This is a genomic window from Streptomyces polygonati (assembly GCF_042650325.1).
Lineage (GTDB): Bacteria > Actinomycetota > Actinomycetes > Streptomycetales > Streptomycetaceae > Actinacidiphila > Actinacidiphila polygonati.
On sequence record NZ_JBHSBB010000014.1, the window covers coordinates 458507 to 472272 of the forward strand.

Here is a 13766-nt window from a genome sequence, read left to right on the forward strand (position 1 = left end):
GGCGGCGCCGCCTTTCGGCTCCGCCGGTGTTCTGTTTGCGGGCGGCGCGTTTGCGGAGGCCGGCCGGGGTGAGGCAACCCGGTGGCCGTCCCGTCGCGTTGGAGCACTGTGGGAGAAGAAGAGGTGGGCGGTGGGCACAGCCGGATTCGAGGAGTTCGTCGCGGCTCGCGGGCCGAGGCTGCTCCGGGTCGCCTGGCTGCTCACCGGCGACGCGCACCTGGCCGAGGATCTGCTGCAGACCGTACTGGCCAGGGTCTGGCCCAAGTGGGGCCGGATCGCGGACGAGAACCCCGAGGCGTATGTCCGCAAGGCCCTGGTCCACACGCATGCCTCGTGGTGGCGCCGCAAATGGCGCGGGGAGGTGCCGCACGGCGACAACCTGCCGGACCGGGCCGCGATCGCGGACCCCTTCGCGGATGTCGACTTGGAGCAGGCGCTGGCCGCGGCCATCCGGTCCCTGCCGCCCCGGCAGCGGGCGGTGGTCGTGCTGCGCTTCTTCGAGGACCTGAGCGTGGCCGAGACCGCGCAGGTGCTGGGCTGCTCGGAGGGCACCGTGAAGAGCCAGGCGTCCAAGGCGCTGCGCACACTGCGGGACCGGCTGCCGGCCACCGCGGCCGTACGGGGAGGAGGTGAGCGGCGATGAGCGGCCGGGACGGATACGACACGCACGACGCGTACGACGGATACGACGGGTACGCGACCGCGGCGGGCGCCGGCGACGGCTCCTGGAAGGTCACCGGCGAACTCCCCGGCGAGGACGAGCTGCGCGTCCTGCTGGAGCGCGCCGTTCCGCACCTGCCCTCCCCGGCGCAGCGGTTGGAGCGGGTGCGGGAACGGGTCCGGCGCCGCACCCGGCGCCGCGCCGCCGGGCTGTCGGTGGCCGCCGTGCTGGTGGTCGCGGCGGCCGGCCTGCTGCTGCCCGGTGTGCGTACCGGCGGCGACACGTCCGCCGCGCCCACCGTCGCAGCGACCGGGGCGCGCGTCACCACGCTCGCGCCTCCCGCCTCGGACAGCGTCCCGGCCGGCCCGTCGGCCAGTGGCACGGCGCCCGGACGGCTCGCCACCGACCCGCCCACGCCCACCACCCCGATCTCGTACCCGTACCGGCGCACTGGCTTCCCCGGGCTGACCGGGCTGTCGCTGCGGCTGCCGGCGGGCTGGTCCAGCCTCCAGCCGGCCGGCGCCGACACCGACTTCGTCTCCTCCCAACCGCTCGGCCTGCCCGAGAACGGCTGCGCCCACGCGCTGGACGACTTCTGCACCCCGCTCGCGTACCGGCTTCACCCCGGGAGCGGCGTGCTGATGATGCTCCAGGTGAGGCACAACGGGCTGATGGCCGACAAATTCCGGCAGATGGCGCGGCAGCTCAGCGCCGAGCCACCGGTCGAGGCCTGCCGGACCGTGGGCGGCACCACCCAGTGGGGCTCGCTGATCGTCGACGGTGCCGGCTCCGACGTGGTGATCGAGGCGACGGTCTGCCTGGCCGGTCCCACCCCCTCCCTAACGGCGCGCGTCCGGGACATGCTCCTGACCGCCGAATTCAGCTGAAAGGCCCGTCCGACATGCGCATAGCCCGCCGCCGCGGCACCATCGCCGCCGTCCTGCTGGCCGCCTCCGCGACTCTGCTGGCCGGCTGCGCCGGATCAGCCGCGGGAGCGCGGCCCTCGCGGGTGGCCGACCAGGGCCCGCTGAGCACCCAGGTGGGGGGCAGGGCCGGACGCTCGGCGCCGCTGCCTGTGACCTCTCACGCGCCGGTCCCGGCCGCGCTGCCCGGTGTGGGCCCCCGCACACTGGCCGAGATCCCGGCCGGCGCCCGGCAGGCGGTGCTGGTCACCGGCGACGGCCGCGACTCCGCGAACTCGAAAGTGACCTTCTACCGCTACGACGACACCGCGGGCTGGGTGCCGGCCGCCGCCACCTGGCAGGCCCACAACGCGCTGCGCGGCTGGACCGACGACCACCACACCGGTGACCTCCGCTCCCCGATCGGCGTCTTCACCCTCACCGACGCGGGCGGCCGGCTCACCGACCCGGGTACGAAGCTCAGCTACGACCACGCCCCGATCGGCTTCACCGTCGGCGGCACCGGCTTCCACGGCGAGTCCCTGCGCGGCGCCTTCGACTACGTCATCGCCATCAACTACAACCGCGAGCCCGGTACTTCCCCCCGCGACTGGACGCGCCCCCTCGGCGACTCCCGCGGCGGCGGCATCTGGCTCCACGTCGACCACGGCGGCCCCACCCAGGGCTGCGTCTCCCTCCCCCCGACCGCCATGAAGACCCTCCTGCGCACCCTCAACCCGGCCCAGCACCCGGTGGTGGTCATGGGCGACGCGGCGGACCTGGCGCGGTGACGCTTCGCGGCATCCCGGCTGCGGGGACCGCCGCGTCAGCCGAGCACTTCGACAGTGCAGCGGATACCGGAGGCCCTGGCCATGCGGCCGTCGGCGGTGAGGAGCGGGCACTCGTACGCCTCGGCCGCCGCGACGTAGGCCGCGTCATAGGCGGTGAGGTTCCCTCGCAGTTCCCACATCCGGGGCAGCAGGACACGGGTCAGCGGAACGACCGGGTCCCACTGGGAGAGGGCTGCCACGGCGTCGGCGGCGTGATCCGGCGCGATCTTGCCGCCGAGCAGGTTTCCGCGGATCACGGAGAGCACCTCCACAGTCCAGTGCTGCGGGGCGATCCACCGGTCGTCGGCCGCGAGGGCGGTCCGGCACTCGGCGCCGGTCCGCCCCTCGTCGAGCAGCGAGAAGGCGAAGACGGAGGCGTCGACGACGATCACCGCCCGCCTCCCTGGACTCCCAGCCCGCTGTCCCGCTCGGCCCGCCCCGCGTCCAGCGTGTCCAGCACATCGCTCTTCGCGAGCGCGGTGCCGTAGGACGCACCGGAGAACCGCTGCAGCACCGCCAAGTTGTCCCGGCGCCTGACCTCGTCCCTGACGAGGTCGATGAGGTAGGCCTGGAGCGACTGACCGCGTTCGCTCGCTATGGCGGCGAGCTTGTCGCGGAGGTCTTCGGGCACGTCGCGAATCTGGAGGGCCACCATGCATGCAATTCTACATGCATGGTGGTCTCCGTTCCGGGGCCGCAGGCTCCGCGCCCCCGCTACGCCGTCGCGTCCGGGTCGCCGCCGAAGCGGGTCACGTAGGACGCCAGGTCCTCCTCGGTGATCTTGGCGAAGAGGACCGGGGGGAGGGTGAAGGGGGTGCCGGCCGGGAGGGTGGACAGGGTGCGGGCCTCGTCCGGGGTGGCCCAGGGGGCGTTGTCGCCGGGGAGGTCGAAGGCGGCGCGCATGGCGGCGGCGGAGGCCGGGATGAAGGGCTCGGAGATGATCGCGTAGAGGTGGATGAGGTTCATCGCGGTGCGCAGGGTGAGCGCCGCGCCCTCGGGGTCGGTCTTGATCTCCAGCCAGGGCGCCTTCTCCTCCAGGTAGGAGTTGCCCGCGCTCCACAGTGCCCGCAGCGCCTGCGCGGCCTTGCGGAACTGGACCGCCTCCAGGTGGCCCTCGTATTCGGCCAGCAGCCCGGCGATCTGCTCGCCGAGCTTGACCTCGACCGCGCCGGGGGCCGCGCCCCCGGGGACCTCGTCGCCGAACCGCTTGCGGGAGAAGGACAGCACCCGGTTGACGAAGTTCCCCAGCGTGTCCGCCAGATCCTTGTTCACCGAGGACGCGAACAGCTCCCAGGTGAAGGAGGTGTCGTCGGACTCGGGCGCGTTGGCCATCAGGAAGTAGCGCCAGTAGTCGGCCGGCAGCAGGTCGAGCGCCGCGTCGGTGAAGATGCCGCGCCGCTGCGAGGTGGAGAACTTGCCGCCGTAGTAGTTCAGCCAGTTGAAGGCCTTGACGTAGTCGACCTTCTTCCACGGGTCGCGCGTGCCGAGCTGGGTCGCGGGGAACATGACCGTGTGGAAGGGGACGTTGTCCTTGGCCATGAACTCCGTGTAGCGCACCGCGTTGTCCGCTCCGTCGGCGCCGTCGGCGTCGTACCACCAGGAGCGCCAGTCCCGCTGCTCGCCTTCGGGGGCCGCGTCCGACCACTCCTTGGTGGAACCGATGTACTCGATCGGCGCGTCGAACCACACATAGAAGACCTTGCCGTCGGCGGCCAGCTCCGGCCAGGTGTCGGCGGGGACGGGGACGCCCCATTCGAGGTCGCGGGTGATCGCCCGGTCCTGGAGGCCCTCGGTGAGCCACTTGCGGGCGATCGAGGACGCCAGGGTCGGCCAGTCGGAACTGCTGGCGTCGATCCACGCCTCGACCTCACCGGCCAGCTTCGACTGGAGGAGGAAGAGGTGCGTGGTCTCGCGGACCTCCAGCGCGCTGCTCCCGCTGATCGCGGAGCGCGCGTCGATCAGGTCGGTGGGGTCCAGCACCCGGGTGCAGTTCTCGCACTGGTCGCCGCGCGCCTTGTCGTAGCCGCAGTGCGGGCAGGTGCCGACGATGTAGCGGTCGGGCAGGAAGCGCTCGTCGGTCAGCGAGTAGACCTGGCGGATCGCCCGCTCCTCGATGAAGCCGTTCTCGTGCAGCCGGCGGGCGAAGCGCTGGGTGATCTCCCGGTTCTGCGCCGAGGAGCTGCGGCCGAAGTAGTCGAAGGACAGCGCGAAGCCTTCGTAGATGGCGCGCTGCGCGTCGTGCGCCTGGGCGCAGAAGACGTCCACCGGCAGTCCGGCCTCCTTGGCGGCGAGTTCCGCCGGGGTGCCGTGCTCGTCGGTGGCGCAGATGTAGAGCACTTCGTGGCCGCGCTGGCGCAGATACCGCGCGTACACGTCCGCCGGGAGCATGGACCCCACCATGTTGCCCAGGTGCTTGATCCCGTTGATATAGGGCAGGGCTGAGGTGATGAGGTGACGAGCCATTGCAGGCTGCTCCCAATTCGTTGCGCGGAGTGAGTAATTCCTCTACGGACTGTCAATATCGTATCGGACCGTACGGGTGTATACGCCGCCCCTTTTCGACCTGCGGTTACGCCCCGACTACGCACCGGCCATGCCCTGACCGCCCTTCCGGCCCGGTCCGCAGGTCAGCCCCGAAGCTCACCGCGTGTAACTGCACATGCGCATGCACGTGCACATGCACGTGCCCGGATTACGAGTTATCATCTCCGGTACCAGACAAGGCACTTATGGGAGTGGCTGATGCGCCGGGCGCACAATGGAATGGCCGCAGAAGACCTTACGGGAGTCGTCTGGCAGAAGAGCCGTCACAGCAATGCCAATGGCACGTGCATGGAGTTCGCGGCGCTGCCCGACGGTGACGTCGCGGTGCGCAATTCGCGCTTTCCGGACGGGCCGGCGCTCATATATACCCGGGCTGAGATCGAATCGATGATCATCGGCGTCAAGGCCGGCGAATTCGACCATCTCGCGACGTAGCGGCCTTGTCGGACAGCTGATCCGGCTGAATACGGGACGAAACGCAGCGGCGTGCGTCCTGGCGCGTCGGGGATTCGGTCCCGACGCGCCCCGCGTGCCCTAACAGGCTCCGCCCGGCGCCGGCGCGAGGAAAAGCGCCCAGACGACCTTCCCGGTGCCGGTGAGCGGATGCCAGCCCCAGTTCTCGCTGAACGAGTCCACCAGGTGCAGTCCGCGGCCGGTCTCGGCGACGAAGTCCGGGTCCTTGGCGATCGGCGCCGCCGCGCTCGGATCGCGCACCGCGCAGACCACCCGGGACGTCCAGCGCACCAGACTCAGCCGTACCGGCGCTCCGGTGGCGCCGGCCGGCACCGCGTAGCGCAGCGCGTTGGTCACCAGTTCCGAAGCGACGAGTTCCATGGAGTCCCGCAGGCCGGTCAGATCCCAGCGCTGCAGCGTGAGGCGGGTGAACCGGCGTGCCTCGCGCACCGATTCGAGGTGGGCCCGCAGCTCGCACGTGGCCCCGTTGGTGGCGGCGAGTCGCTCGGGCGCGAGCACGCCTTGCCATAACGGTTCCAGCACGGCAACGGCCTCTGTCCTCATACGTGCCCCCGAGGTATCTCCACGCCCACCATGCTCATGGATCGGTACCCGGTCATGCAAGAGCGTCTGCACGTGCATCTGCAAGGAATGATGCACGTGACGATGGAGAGTGACTGAATGGGTACTGCGCGCAGTCCATTAGTGGCAGACTGCTGATGAACCAAGGGCGGAGCGTGACCTATGAGCGCAGGGCAGCCGGGAGGCGGGTCCATCGTGCGACGAATGCTGCTCGGGGCGCAGTTGAGGCGGCTGCGTGAGTCCCGTGGCATCACCCGGGAGGACGCGGGCTACTCGATCCGGGCCTCCGAATCCAAGATCAGCCGCATGGAGCTGGGCCGGGTCAGCTTCAAGGAGCGCGACGTCGCCGACCTGCTGACGCTGTACGGCGTCACCGAGGGCGGCGAGCGGCTCGCGATGCTCGGACTCGTCCGGGAGGCCAACGCGGCCGGCTGGTGGCACGGCTACGGCGAGGTGATGCCGACCTGGTTCCAGACGTATGTGGGCCTGGAGGAGTCGGCGGCTCTCATCCGCACCTTCGAGGTGCAGTTCGTGCACGGTCTTCTGCAGACGGAGGACTACATCAGGGCGGTGATCAGACTCGGTCACCCCGAGGCGGCCGGACCCTGGGTGGAAAGACGAGTCGGCCTACGCCTGGAACGGCAGAAGCTCCTCGTATCGGAGCGGGCACCCCACTTCGTCGCGGTGATGGACGAGGGCGCCCTGCGCCGGCCGTTCGGCGGCCGTGAAGTGATGCGCGGTCAGATCCGGCACCTCCTGGAAGCGGCCGAGGCGCCCAACGTCGACGTGCGCATCCTCCCCTTCGCCACCGGCGGCCACGCGGCGGGCGGCGGCGCCTTCACGCTGCTCAGCTTCCCCGAGTCGGATCTGCCCGACCTGGTCTACCTGGAGCAGCTCACCGGGGCGCTCTACATCGACAAGCACGACGAGGTGGTGGAGTACACCAAGGCGATGAACGCGCTGGACACGCTGGCGCTGCCGCCCGCCCAGTCGCTGGACTGGCTGATCGCCTGTCGTGACGAGCTGTGACCCTCTAGGCGATTACCGGCCATTCCCGGTCAAACCTTTGTGATCTTCATCCCTCCGGGTGAATTACAACCCCCCAACTCCCCAGCCGCCGCGCGCGCGGCACCGCGTCGCCGCTACGGTAACCGCACGTCACGCGAGGGGTGACGAACGGGGAACGAGGGGGAGCACGGGGTGTATCACCAGGGGGAGCCGCCCGAGCGCGCGCGCAGGTTCGACCACGCGGTCCCGCAGCCGTCCGCGTACGCGCGCACCTACCGGGTCCGGGACGTCGTCGTGGTGGAACTCCGCGGCGAGCTGGACCTCGGCACCGCGGAGTACGTGGACACCCACCTGGAGGCGGCGGCGCAGTGGCCCGCGCCCCTGGAGGTGGTGCTGGATCTGCGGCCGCTGGAGTTCATCGACTGCTTCGGGCTGTCCCTGCTCGTACGGGCCCGCCGCCGGATCGTCGACCGCGGCGGCCGGATCAGCATGGTCTGCGCGCATCAGCCGACCCGCAAACTGCTCACCCTGACCGGCCTGGAGGGCGTCTTCCACCCGGTCCGCACGCTGGAGCAGGCGCTGGAGGCGTAGCTCTCCCCTGAGGTCGGTGCGGTGCGGTGCGGCTCGGCGCTGGGTCGGCGCGGCAGGTGTCGGCGCGTGCCGGTGAATGCGGAACTCCCCGTTCAGTTCCTGTGAGTTGACTGGGTATTGAATTCGTAAATGCCGGAAAGACCGCTCGCTGCGTCACTCTTCTCACATTCCCGGTAACCGGTGGTCCATATTCCGGCGGCGTACAGTGGCCAGCCTGGGCGAAGAGCGGTTGATGTGACCGCCGTCATACATTTCGCCCGGAACACCTGGTAAACGTTGGGCTTCGTCGTGCGTGGGGGGCCACTGGACCGAAGGTTGGGAAATGGGCGTTCGTGGGCGCAAACGCGCGCGCAGCCGTAAGCGGTGGGTGATCGGGATAGTCGCGTCCCTGGTCGTCCTGCTGGCCGGTGGCGCGGGTGCGATCTACCTGAAGCTGAACGCCAATATCGACACCTTCAACGCCGCCGGGCTCAGCAAGAACCGCCCCACCCCCGCCCCGGCGGACGCCAACGGCGACAAGCCGGAGAACGTCCTGCTCATCGGCTCCGACTCCAGGGCCGGCGAGAACGGCAAGCTCGGCGGGTCCGCCTCCGGCCCCATCGGCCGCTCGGACACCACGATCCTGCTGCACGTCTATCCCGACCACAAGCACGCGGTGGGCGTCTCGATACCCCGCGATTCGCTGGTCGACATACCCCCCTGCCTGCTGCCCGACGGCAAGTGGTCGCCGGACCAGCCGAACGCCCAGTTCAATTCGGCCTTCTCCATGGGCGACACCGCCAAGGGCAACCCGGCCTGCACCCAGAACACCATCGAGAAGCTGACCGGGCTGCGCGTGGACCACACCATGGTCGTCGACTTCGCCGGCTTCGCGGCCATGACCAGCGCGGTGCACGGCGTCGACGTCTGCGTGCCGAACAACATCTACCAGGGGGACATGAACCCCAACCTCGGCTACCAGGGCAAGATCGTGCTGGCCAAGGGCATGCAGAATCTGTCCGGCCAGCAGGCGCTGGACTACGTACGGGTACGGCACGGGGTCGGTGACAACTCCGACGTCGGCCGGATGCTGCGGCAGCAGGCCTTCCTGTCCGCGCTGATCAGCAAGGTCAAGGGCGAGGGCATGAACCCGACCACGCTGCTGCCGCTGGCCAATGCGGCCACCAAGTCGCTGACGGTGGACCCGGGGCTGGGCAGCGCCGCCAAGCTGATGTCCTTCGGCCTGTCGCTGAAGAACATCGACCTGAAGAACATCCAGTTCATCACCGCCCCCTGGAAGTACGCCGGCGCCCGGATCGACCTGGTCCACCCCGACGTCGACAACCTCTTCGCCGAGCTGCGCGCCGACCGGACCCTGGAAGGCGTCAACGCCTCCGGCAAGCCCGCCCCGAAGCCCGCCGCGACCCCGGCGGTCAGCGGCGCCGGCATAACGGTCAAGGTCTTCAACGGCACCACCACCGACGGCCTGGCCGGCAAGGCCGCCGACCAGCTGAAGGCCAAGGACTTCACGGTCAGCGGCACCACCACCGCGAAGAGCCAGGACCACGCCACCACCGTCGTCGAGTACGGTTCGGCCGACGCGGCCCACGCCAAGACGCTCGCCCAGCTCTTCCCGGGCGCCCAGCTGGAGCCGCTGAACATCTCCGGCATCAATCTCGTCGTCGGCCAGGACTTCGCGAAGACCGCCGCCACGGCCGCGCCCAAACCGCTGCCGACCACCCTCACCCAGCAGGCCCGCAGCGCGGACGCCGACCCCTGCTCGAAGCTGTCCTACGGGTGAGGGTCGCCGCCGGCTACGGTCGGCGACCCCCGGCCAACCCCCGGCGACCCCGGCGGCCCTCCGGCGCTGAGCGGCGCTAATCGGCCAGATGCGCGTGGGCGGTGACCTTGTCGATCCGGGCGCGGATCAGATACTCGGTCGGTACGGCGTTGCGCGCGCCGAACTCCGCGGCCCGCTCCTCGCCCATGTAGCGCGCGCCGATCCTGGTGGCCCACGCCTCCAGCTCCACCAGGTCCTCGATCAGCTCGGCGGTGCACTCCAGCAGCACGAAGGAGTAGGGCGGCTCCTGGTCGTCCACGCACAGTGCGAAGTGCGGGTCGCGGCGCAGCGCCTTGCCCTTGAGCGAGTCCTGCCCGGTGTTGACGATCACCCGGACGTCGTCCGGATCGGTCTCGTCCAGCACGAACCAGACGGGCGTCACATGGGGGCGTCCGTCCTTGCGCTGGACGGCGAACTTCCCGGTACGGGTACCGGTGGACACGAACGTGCGCCACTGGGTGGCGGTCATGAGCTCCATGACCGCCAGGCTAGGCGGTGTCCGGGCGGTCAGCCGGTCTTGGCGGGTGTCCGCCGGGCCGCAGTCGCGCCGCGGACCTCCAGGGTGTCCAGCAGGTCGGCGGTGGCGGCGGCCACCGCTTCGACCGCCGCGTCGAAGGCCTCGCGGTTGTGGGCGGCGGGCTCGCGGAACCCGGAGATCTTGCGGACGTACTGGAGCGCGGCGGCCCGGATGTCCTCGTCGTGGACCTCGGGGGTCATCGGCGCGCGCAGGGTCTTGATGCTTCGGCACATACCCCCAGTGTCGTCGCTCCCGGCCCGCTGGCGAAGGGGAGCCGGGGGTCGCTCCCCGGCCCCCCTTGGCGTGCGGGCCCGGTGATGCTTCAATACTCCGCATTGGTTAGGAAGCTTTCCTAACTGGGCAGTTGAGCCTCCCCCTGAACGGAGACGCACATGCAGCCTTCCCCCCACACCATCCCGTCCGGTGCACCCCGGCAACACCGCAGTCCCCGGGCCGCCCGCCGCATCGCGCTGATCACCGCCGCCGGCGTACTGGCCGCGGGCGGCGCCTCGCTGGCGCTGGCCGCTCCCGGCAGCGCGGCCACGGTCGCGCACGGCGCGCACGCCGCCGCCGCGCGGCCGAACGCCACCGGCACGGGTCTGGCCGACTCGCACAAGAAGGAGATCGCGATGGAGCTGGTCAGCTCCGCCGAGAACTCCTCCCTGGACTGGAAGGCCCAGTACAAGTACATCGAGGACATCGGCGACGGCCGCGGCTACACCGCCGGCATCATCGGTTTCTGTTCCGGCACCGGCGACATGCTGGAGGTGGTCCAGCACTACCAGGACCTGAAGCCGGGCAACATCCTCGCGAAGTACATCCCGGCGCTGCAGAAGGTGAACGGCACCGACTCGCACACCGGTCTGGGCACCGCCTTCGTCAACGACTGGAAGACCGCCGCCAAGGACACCGTCTTCCAGCAGGCGCAGAACGACGAGCGCGACAGCGTGTACTTCAACCCGGCGGTCAACCAGGCCAAGACGGACGGCCTGGGCACGCTGGGGCAGTTCATCTACTACGACGCCATGGTCATGCACGGCCCCGGCGACGACTCGGTGAGCTTCGGCGGCATCCGCAAGACGGCCATGAAGAAGGCCAAGACCCCCGCGCAGGGCGGCGACGAGACCACGTATCTCAACGCCTACCTCGACGCGCGCAAGGCCGCGATGCTGACCGAGGCCGCGCACGACGACACCAGCCGGGTGGACACCGAGCAGCGGGTCTTCCTCAAGGCGGGCAATCTCAACCTCGACCCGCCGCTGAAGTGGAAGACCTACGGCGACTCGTACCAGATCCTGACCCTGCCGTAACAGCCGCCCGGCGCCTGCCGGGGCTCGGCAACCCGCCGCTTTACGCGGACGACGTCCGGTCTCTACGCTGCCGGTGATCCGTAGAGATCGGACGTCTCGCTGTTCGCGGGACACCAATCCCCGCAAGATCCCCGCACGATCCCCCGCAAGGAGCCTCGCCGATGCTGCGCTACCGGCTGACCCACCCGACGATTCTGGCCGCGCTGGCCTCGGCGGGCCATGGCTCCCGGGTGCTGATCAGCGACGGCCACTATCCGCACACCACCGGCGCCCACCCGGCCGCCGAGCGGGTCTACCTCAATCTCTCGCCGGACCGCATGCTCGTCACGGAAGTGCTGGACGCGCTGGTGGACGCGATCCCGATCGAGGCGGCCGCCGTGATGACGCCGCCGGAGCAGCCCGGACAGCCCGAACCGGCCGTCTTCGCCGAGTTCCGGGCCGCCCTGCCCGGCCGCACCCTGGACGGCCTGGACCGCTTCGCCTTCTACGACGCCGCCCGCGGACCCGACACCGCCCTCGTCATCGCGACCGGCGACCGGCGCACGTACGCCAACCTCCTGCTGACCATCGGCGTCCGGGCCGACTGACGCCGCCGCCCGACTGCTGCCCAACCGCGGTTTCGCCTACGCTGTACGCGTCAAAAGGTGCCGGTGAACCGGTCTGAAATCGGGGGAGATGCCGGGATGCAAGGATGGATGTGGTGGCTGATCGGGCTCTTCGCGGTCGGCGGTTTCACCACGATCGCGGACAGCGCGCGCAGCGCGATGCGCACCCGGCACGAGCGTGTGATGGAGCGACTCGCCGTCAAGCAGCGTGACCGTCTCGCGCTCGAAGCGGCGGGCCGGCCGCCGGAACCGGTCTGCGGCTGCACCCACCACCTCGCCAAGCACGACAAGCAGGGCAAGTGCCATGAGGTGGTCGAGGTCCCGACCGCCTGGGACGCCGACCGCAAGCCGGTCCGCTTCGAGCCCGGCACCTGCAACTGCCAGCAGTACGTGGGCCCGCAGCCGCTCGCCACGGTGTACGCCGAGGAGATCGCGGACTTCTGAGCCGAGCGGGGCCCGGCCGGTATACCCCGGCCGGTACCGGTACAGCCCGCCCGGTTCGGGGCCGGGCGGTGACGGTCAGAGACGGTCAGAGGGGCACGACGGCCAGCGGTGTGCCGGTCGGGGTCCTGGAGCCGCCGTGCGGCTCCACTGTGAGGCCGACCCCGTCGGCGCCGTCCGGGCCGCCGCGCAGCAGCGCCGAGCCCGAGGGATCGGCGGGATCGAGGAAGCCGGCCGGCACCATCGTGGCGTCGCGGCTGTACCAGAGCTCGTAGACCCGGGAGCCGGTCAGCTCCGGCAGGCCGCGGAAGAGCACGGCGGCCCGGTCGAGGCGCGCGGAGGACACCACCGTGGCGGTGCCGCCGCCGCTCAGCGGCCGGGTGTGGAAGGCGGCGTCCGGCGCGGCGGCCAGCGCGCCCACCGCCCGCGCCCGCTGCTCGGCGACGACCGTACGGCCCCGCTGGGCGTCGGCGTCCTGCCGGGCGTCCACAGCCAGACCGGCCGCCACCGCCGCGGCCACCAGGCAGGCGGCGGCGGCCAGATACGGCAGCCGGCGCCCCCACCGGCGGTCCCGCAGCGGCACGGCACGCCGCAGCGGCTCCGGCGGCAGCTGCCGTACCTCGGGCAGCGCCGCCATCACCCGGGCGCGCAGCCCGGCCGGCGGCACCTCCGCCACCGCCAGCGCCAGCCGGGCCGCGGTCTCCCGCAGCTCGCGCACCTCCTGCGCGCAGGCCTCGCACCGGGCCAGGTGGCGGCCGAACTCCGCCGCCTCCCGGTCGGGCAGCGCGCCGACCGCGTAGGCACCGGTCAGCGTGTGCAGGTCGGCGATGGTCACGACGTCACCCCCAGGCAGTCCCGCAGCCGGATCAGTCCGTCCCGCAGCCGGGTCTTGACCGTACCCAGGGCCACGCCGAGCACTTCGGCCGTCTCCTGGTAGGTGTAGCCGCGGTAGTAGGCGAGGGTCACCGACTCGTGCTGCAACTCGGTGAGCTGGCCCAGGCAGCGGCGGACCTGTTCGCGCTCCAGCCGCCGCTCGACCTGCTCGGTCACCTCGTCGAAGGCCGGGCGGTGGTCGCGCTGGGCGGCCTTCTGCTCCCGGTCGGTGGACGCCTGCGCCGACCGCACCCGGTCGACCGCCCGGCGGTGCGCCAGCGTCATGATCCACGCCATGGCGCTGCCCTGACCCGCGTCGAAGCGCGCCGCGCAGCGCCACACCTCGATCAGCACCTCCTGCGCGACCTCCTCCGACTGCGCCGGGTCCCGCACCACCCGCCTGATCAGCCCGAGCACCGACCCGGCCACCGCCGTGTAGAGGGTCTCGAACGCGCTCTGGTCACCCCTGGACACGCTTTCCAGCAACGACTCCAGTGCCCCCAGGCGGGGCACCGGCGCCGGGCCGTCCTGTGCTGTGACACGCATCGACACCTCCGGGCAGTAACGCGGCAAGGGTGATTCGGTGCCGCGCGGCATCCGGATGGGTGGGCGGGGGCAGCAATTTCCGAT

Annotated in this window: 18 protein-coding genes; 10 read left to right on the forward strand and 8 right to left on the reverse strand. The window is 70.9% G+C overall.

Annotated elements, in window-relative coordinates; translation table 11 throughout:
- The first annotated feature begins 130 nt into the window (after positions 1 to 130).
- The 3 genes from ACFO3J_RS22675 to ACFO3J_RS22685 are packed head-to-tail and all read left to right on the forward strand — an operon-like array spanning position 131 to position 2354.
- Positions 131 to 643: a SigE family RNA polymerase sigma factor gene (locus ACFO3J_RS22675; RefSeq protein WP_386432082.1), complete on the forward strand. Its 513-nt coding sequence runs from the start codon at positions 131 to 133 to the stop codon at positions 641 to 643.
- Positions 640 to 1548 (forward strand): hypothetical protein, encoded by a 909-nt coding sequence (locus ACFO3J_RS22680; RefSeq protein WP_386432085.1) that lies wholly within the window; start codon positions 640 to 642, stop codon positions 1546 to 1548. The genes ACFO3J_RS22675 and ACFO3J_RS22680 overlap by 4 nt, the downstream gene beginning before the upstream one ends.
- Before the next feature lie 14 nt (positions 1549 to 1562).
- Positions 1563 to 2354, forward strand: a complete 792-nt coding sequence (locus ACFO3J_RS22685; RefSeq protein ID WP_386432088.1) for a L,D-transpeptidase family protein — start codon at positions 1563 to 1565, stop codon at positions 2352 to 2354.
- 35 nt (positions 2355 to 2389) lie between these two features.
- Here the strand turns inward: ACFO3J_RS22685 and ACFO3J_RS22690 are convergent, their stop codons facing one another.
- The 3 genes from ACFO3J_RS22690 to metG are packed head-to-tail and all read right to left on the reverse strand — an operon-like array spanning position 2390 to position 4856.
- A complete protein-coding gene (locus tag ACFO3J_RS22690; RefSeq protein WP_386432091.1) occupies positions 2390 to 2785 on the reverse strand; it encodes a type II toxin-antitoxin system VapC family toxin in 396 nt (131 codons plus the stop codon).
- The gene (locus ACFO3J_RS22695) at positions 2782 to 3048 is read right to left on the reverse strand and encodes a hypothetical protein (RefSeq protein WP_386432094.1); all 267 of its coding nucleotides are present in this window, start codon (positions 3046 to 3048) and stop codon (positions 2782 to 2784) included. The genes ACFO3J_RS22690 and ACFO3J_RS22695 overlap by 4 nt, the downstream gene beginning before the upstream one ends.
- A gap of 59 nt (positions 3049 to 3107) precedes the next feature.
- Positions 3108 to 4856, reverse strand: a complete 1749-nt coding sequence (gene metG, locus ACFO3J_RS22700; RefSeq protein ID WP_386432096.1) for a methionine--tRNA ligase — start codon at positions 4854 to 4856, stop codon at positions 3108 to 3110.
- A 279-nt stretch (positions 4857 to 5135) separates the two neighbouring features.
- Here metG and ACFO3J_RS22705 point away from each other — a divergent pair, with 279 nt between their 5' ends.
- Positions 5136 to 5372, forward strand: a complete 237-nt coding sequence (locus ACFO3J_RS22705; protein WP_386432099.1) for a DUF397 domain-containing protein — start codon at positions 5136 to 5138, stop codon at positions 5370 to 5372.
- Positions 5373 to 5471: 99 nt separating this feature from the next.
- On the opposite strand, the gene ACFO3J_RS22710 is transcribed toward ACFO3J_RS22705, so the two are convergent.
- On the reverse strand, positions 5472 to 5933 hold the full coding sequence (locus ACFO3J_RS22710) for an ATP-binding protein (RefSeq protein WP_386432102.1): 462 nt from the start codon (positions 5931 to 5933) through the stop codon (positions 5472 to 5474).
- Between the two features lie 201 nt (positions 5934 to 6134).
- Here ACFO3J_RS22710 and ACFO3J_RS22715 point away from each other — a divergent pair, with 201 nt between their 5' ends.
- From ACFO3J_RS22715 to ACFO3J_RS22725, 3 genes are all read left to right on the forward strand, one after another.
- Positions 6135 to 7001, forward strand: a complete 867-nt coding sequence (locus ACFO3J_RS22715) for a helix-turn-helix domain-containing protein (protein WP_386432105.1) — start codon at positions 6135 to 6137, stop codon at positions 6999 to 7001.
- A 171-nt stretch (positions 7002 to 7172) separates the two neighbouring features.
- On the forward strand, positions 7173 to 7571 hold the full coding sequence (locus ACFO3J_RS22720) for an anti-sigma factor antagonist (protein ID WP_386432108.1): 399 nt from the start codon (positions 7173 to 7175) through the stop codon (positions 7569 to 7571).
- Positions 7572 to 7893: 322 nt separating this feature from the next.
- On the forward strand, positions 7894 to 9351 hold the full coding sequence (locus ACFO3J_RS22725; protein ID WP_386432111.1) for an LCP family protein: 1458 nt from the start codon (positions 7894 to 7896) through the stop codon (positions 9349 to 9351).
- A gap of 76 nt (positions 9352 to 9427) precedes the next feature.
- On the opposite strand, the gene ACFO3J_RS22730 is transcribed toward ACFO3J_RS22725, so the two are convergent.
- Together ACFO3J_RS22730 and ACFO3J_RS22735 are read right to left on the reverse strand one after the other, a co-directional pair.
- Positions 9428 to 9868 (reverse strand): PPOX class F420-dependent oxidoreductase, encoded by a 441-nt coding sequence (locus tag ACFO3J_RS22730; RefSeq protein WP_386432114.1) that lies wholly within the window; start codon positions 9866 to 9868, stop codon positions 9428 to 9430.
- Between the two features lie 29 nt (positions 9869 to 9897).
- Positions 9898 to 10140: a DUF2277 family protein gene (locus ACFO3J_RS22735; protein ID WP_386432117.1), complete on the reverse strand. Its 243-nt coding sequence runs from the start codon at positions 10138 to 10140 to the stop codon at positions 9898 to 9900.
- Positions 10141 to 10299: 159 nt separating this feature from the next.
- On the opposite strand from ACFO3J_RS22735, the gene ACFO3J_RS22740 reads away from it, so the two are divergent.
- The 3 genes from ACFO3J_RS22740 to ACFO3J_RS22750 all read left to right on the forward strand — a co-directional run bounded on the left by ACFO3J_RS22740 (position 10300) and on the right by ACFO3J_RS22750 (position 12266).
- A complete protein-coding gene (locus ACFO3J_RS22740; RefSeq protein WP_386432119.1) occupies positions 10300 to 11217 on the forward strand; it encodes a chitosanase in 918 nt (305 codons plus the stop codon).
- Positions 11218 to 11378: 161 nt separating this feature from the next.
- Positions 11379 to 11804 (forward strand): RbsD/FucU family protein, encoded by a 426-nt coding sequence (locus tag ACFO3J_RS22745; RefSeq protein WP_386432122.1) that lies wholly within the window; start codon positions 11379 to 11381, stop codon positions 11802 to 11804.
- A 96-nt stretch (positions 11805 to 11900) separates the two neighbouring features.
- Positions 11901 to 12266: a hypothetical protein gene (locus ACFO3J_RS22750; protein WP_386432125.1), complete on the forward strand. Its 366-nt coding sequence runs from the start codon at positions 11901 to 11903 to the stop codon at positions 12264 to 12266.
- Between the two features lie 85 nt (positions 12267 to 12351).
- Here the strand turns inward: ACFO3J_RS22750 and ACFO3J_RS22755 are convergent, their stop codons facing one another.
- Both ACFO3J_RS22755 and ACFO3J_RS22760 read right to left on the reverse strand, forming a co-directional pair.
- Entirely contained in the window at positions 12352 to 13098 is a 747-nt protein-coding gene (locus ACFO3J_RS22755) for an anti-sigma factor (RefSeq protein ID WP_386432128.1), read from the reverse strand.
- Complete coding sequence (locus tag ACFO3J_RS22760; RefSeq protein WP_386432131.1) at positions 13095 to 13682, reverse strand: sigma-70 family RNA polymerase sigma factor; 588 nt, start codon at positions 13680 to 13682, stop codon at positions 13095 to 13097. Before ACFO3J_RS22760 ends, ACFO3J_RS22755 begins: the two co-directional genes overlap by 4 nt.
- Positions 13683 to 13766 lie beyond the last annotated feature (84 nt).

Bases quoted from the DNA above. Each gene is read 5' to 3' on its own strand.
- ACFO3J_RS22735 (WP_386432117.1), bottom strand. From the start codon at position 10,140: ATGTGCCGAAGCATCAAGACCCTGCGCGCGCCGATGACCCCCGAGGTC.
- metG (WP_386432096.1), bottom strand. From the start codon at position 4,856: ATGGCTCGTCACCTCATCACCTCAGCCCTGCCCTATATCAACGGGATC.
- ACFO3J_RS22680 (WP_386432085.1), top strand. From the start codon at position 640: ATGAGCGGCCGGGACGGATACGACACGCACGACGCGTACGACGGATAC.
- ACFO3J_RS22740 (WP_386432119.1), top strand. From the start codon at position 10,300: ATGCAGCCTTCCCCCCACACCATCCCGTCCGGTGCACCCCGGCAACAC.
- ACFO3J_RS22750 (WP_386432125.1), top strand. From the start codon at position 11,901: ATGCAAGGATGGATGTGGTGGCTGATCGGGCTCTTCGCGGTCGGCGGT.
- ACFO3J_RS22685 (WP_386432088.1), top strand. From the start codon at position 1,563: ATGCGCATAGCCCGCCGCCGCGGCACCATCGCCGCCGTCCTGCTGGCC.
- ACFO3J_RS22695 (WP_386432094.1), bottom strand. From the start codon at position 3,048: ATGGTGGCCCTCCAGATTCGCGACGTGCCCGAAGACCTCCGCGACAAG.
- ACFO3J_RS22730 (WP_386432114.1), bottom strand. From the start codon at position 9,868: ATGGAGCTCATGACCGCCACCCAGTGGCGCACGTTCGTGTCCACCGGT.
- ACFO3J_RS22745 (WP_386432122.1), top strand. From the start codon at position 11,379: ATGCTGCGCTACCGGCTGACCCACCCGACGATTCTGGCCGCGCTGGCC.
- ACFO3J_RS22725 (WP_386432111.1), top strand. From the start codon at position 7,894: ATGGGCGTTCGTGGGCGCAAACGCGCGCGCAGCCGTAAGCGGTGGGTG.
- ACFO3J_RS22760 (WP_386432131.1), bottom strand. From the start codon at position 13,682: ATGCGTGTCACAGCACAGGACGGCCCGGCGCCGGTGCCCCGCCTGGGG.
- ACFO3J_RS22705 (WP_386432099.1), top strand. From the start codon at position 5,136: ATGCGCCGGGCGCACAATGGAATGGCCGCAGAAGACCTTACGGGAGTC.
- ACFO3J_RS22715 (WP_386432105.1), top strand. From the start codon at position 6,135: ATGAGCGCAGGGCAGCCGGGAGGCGGGTCCATCGTGCGACGAATGCTG.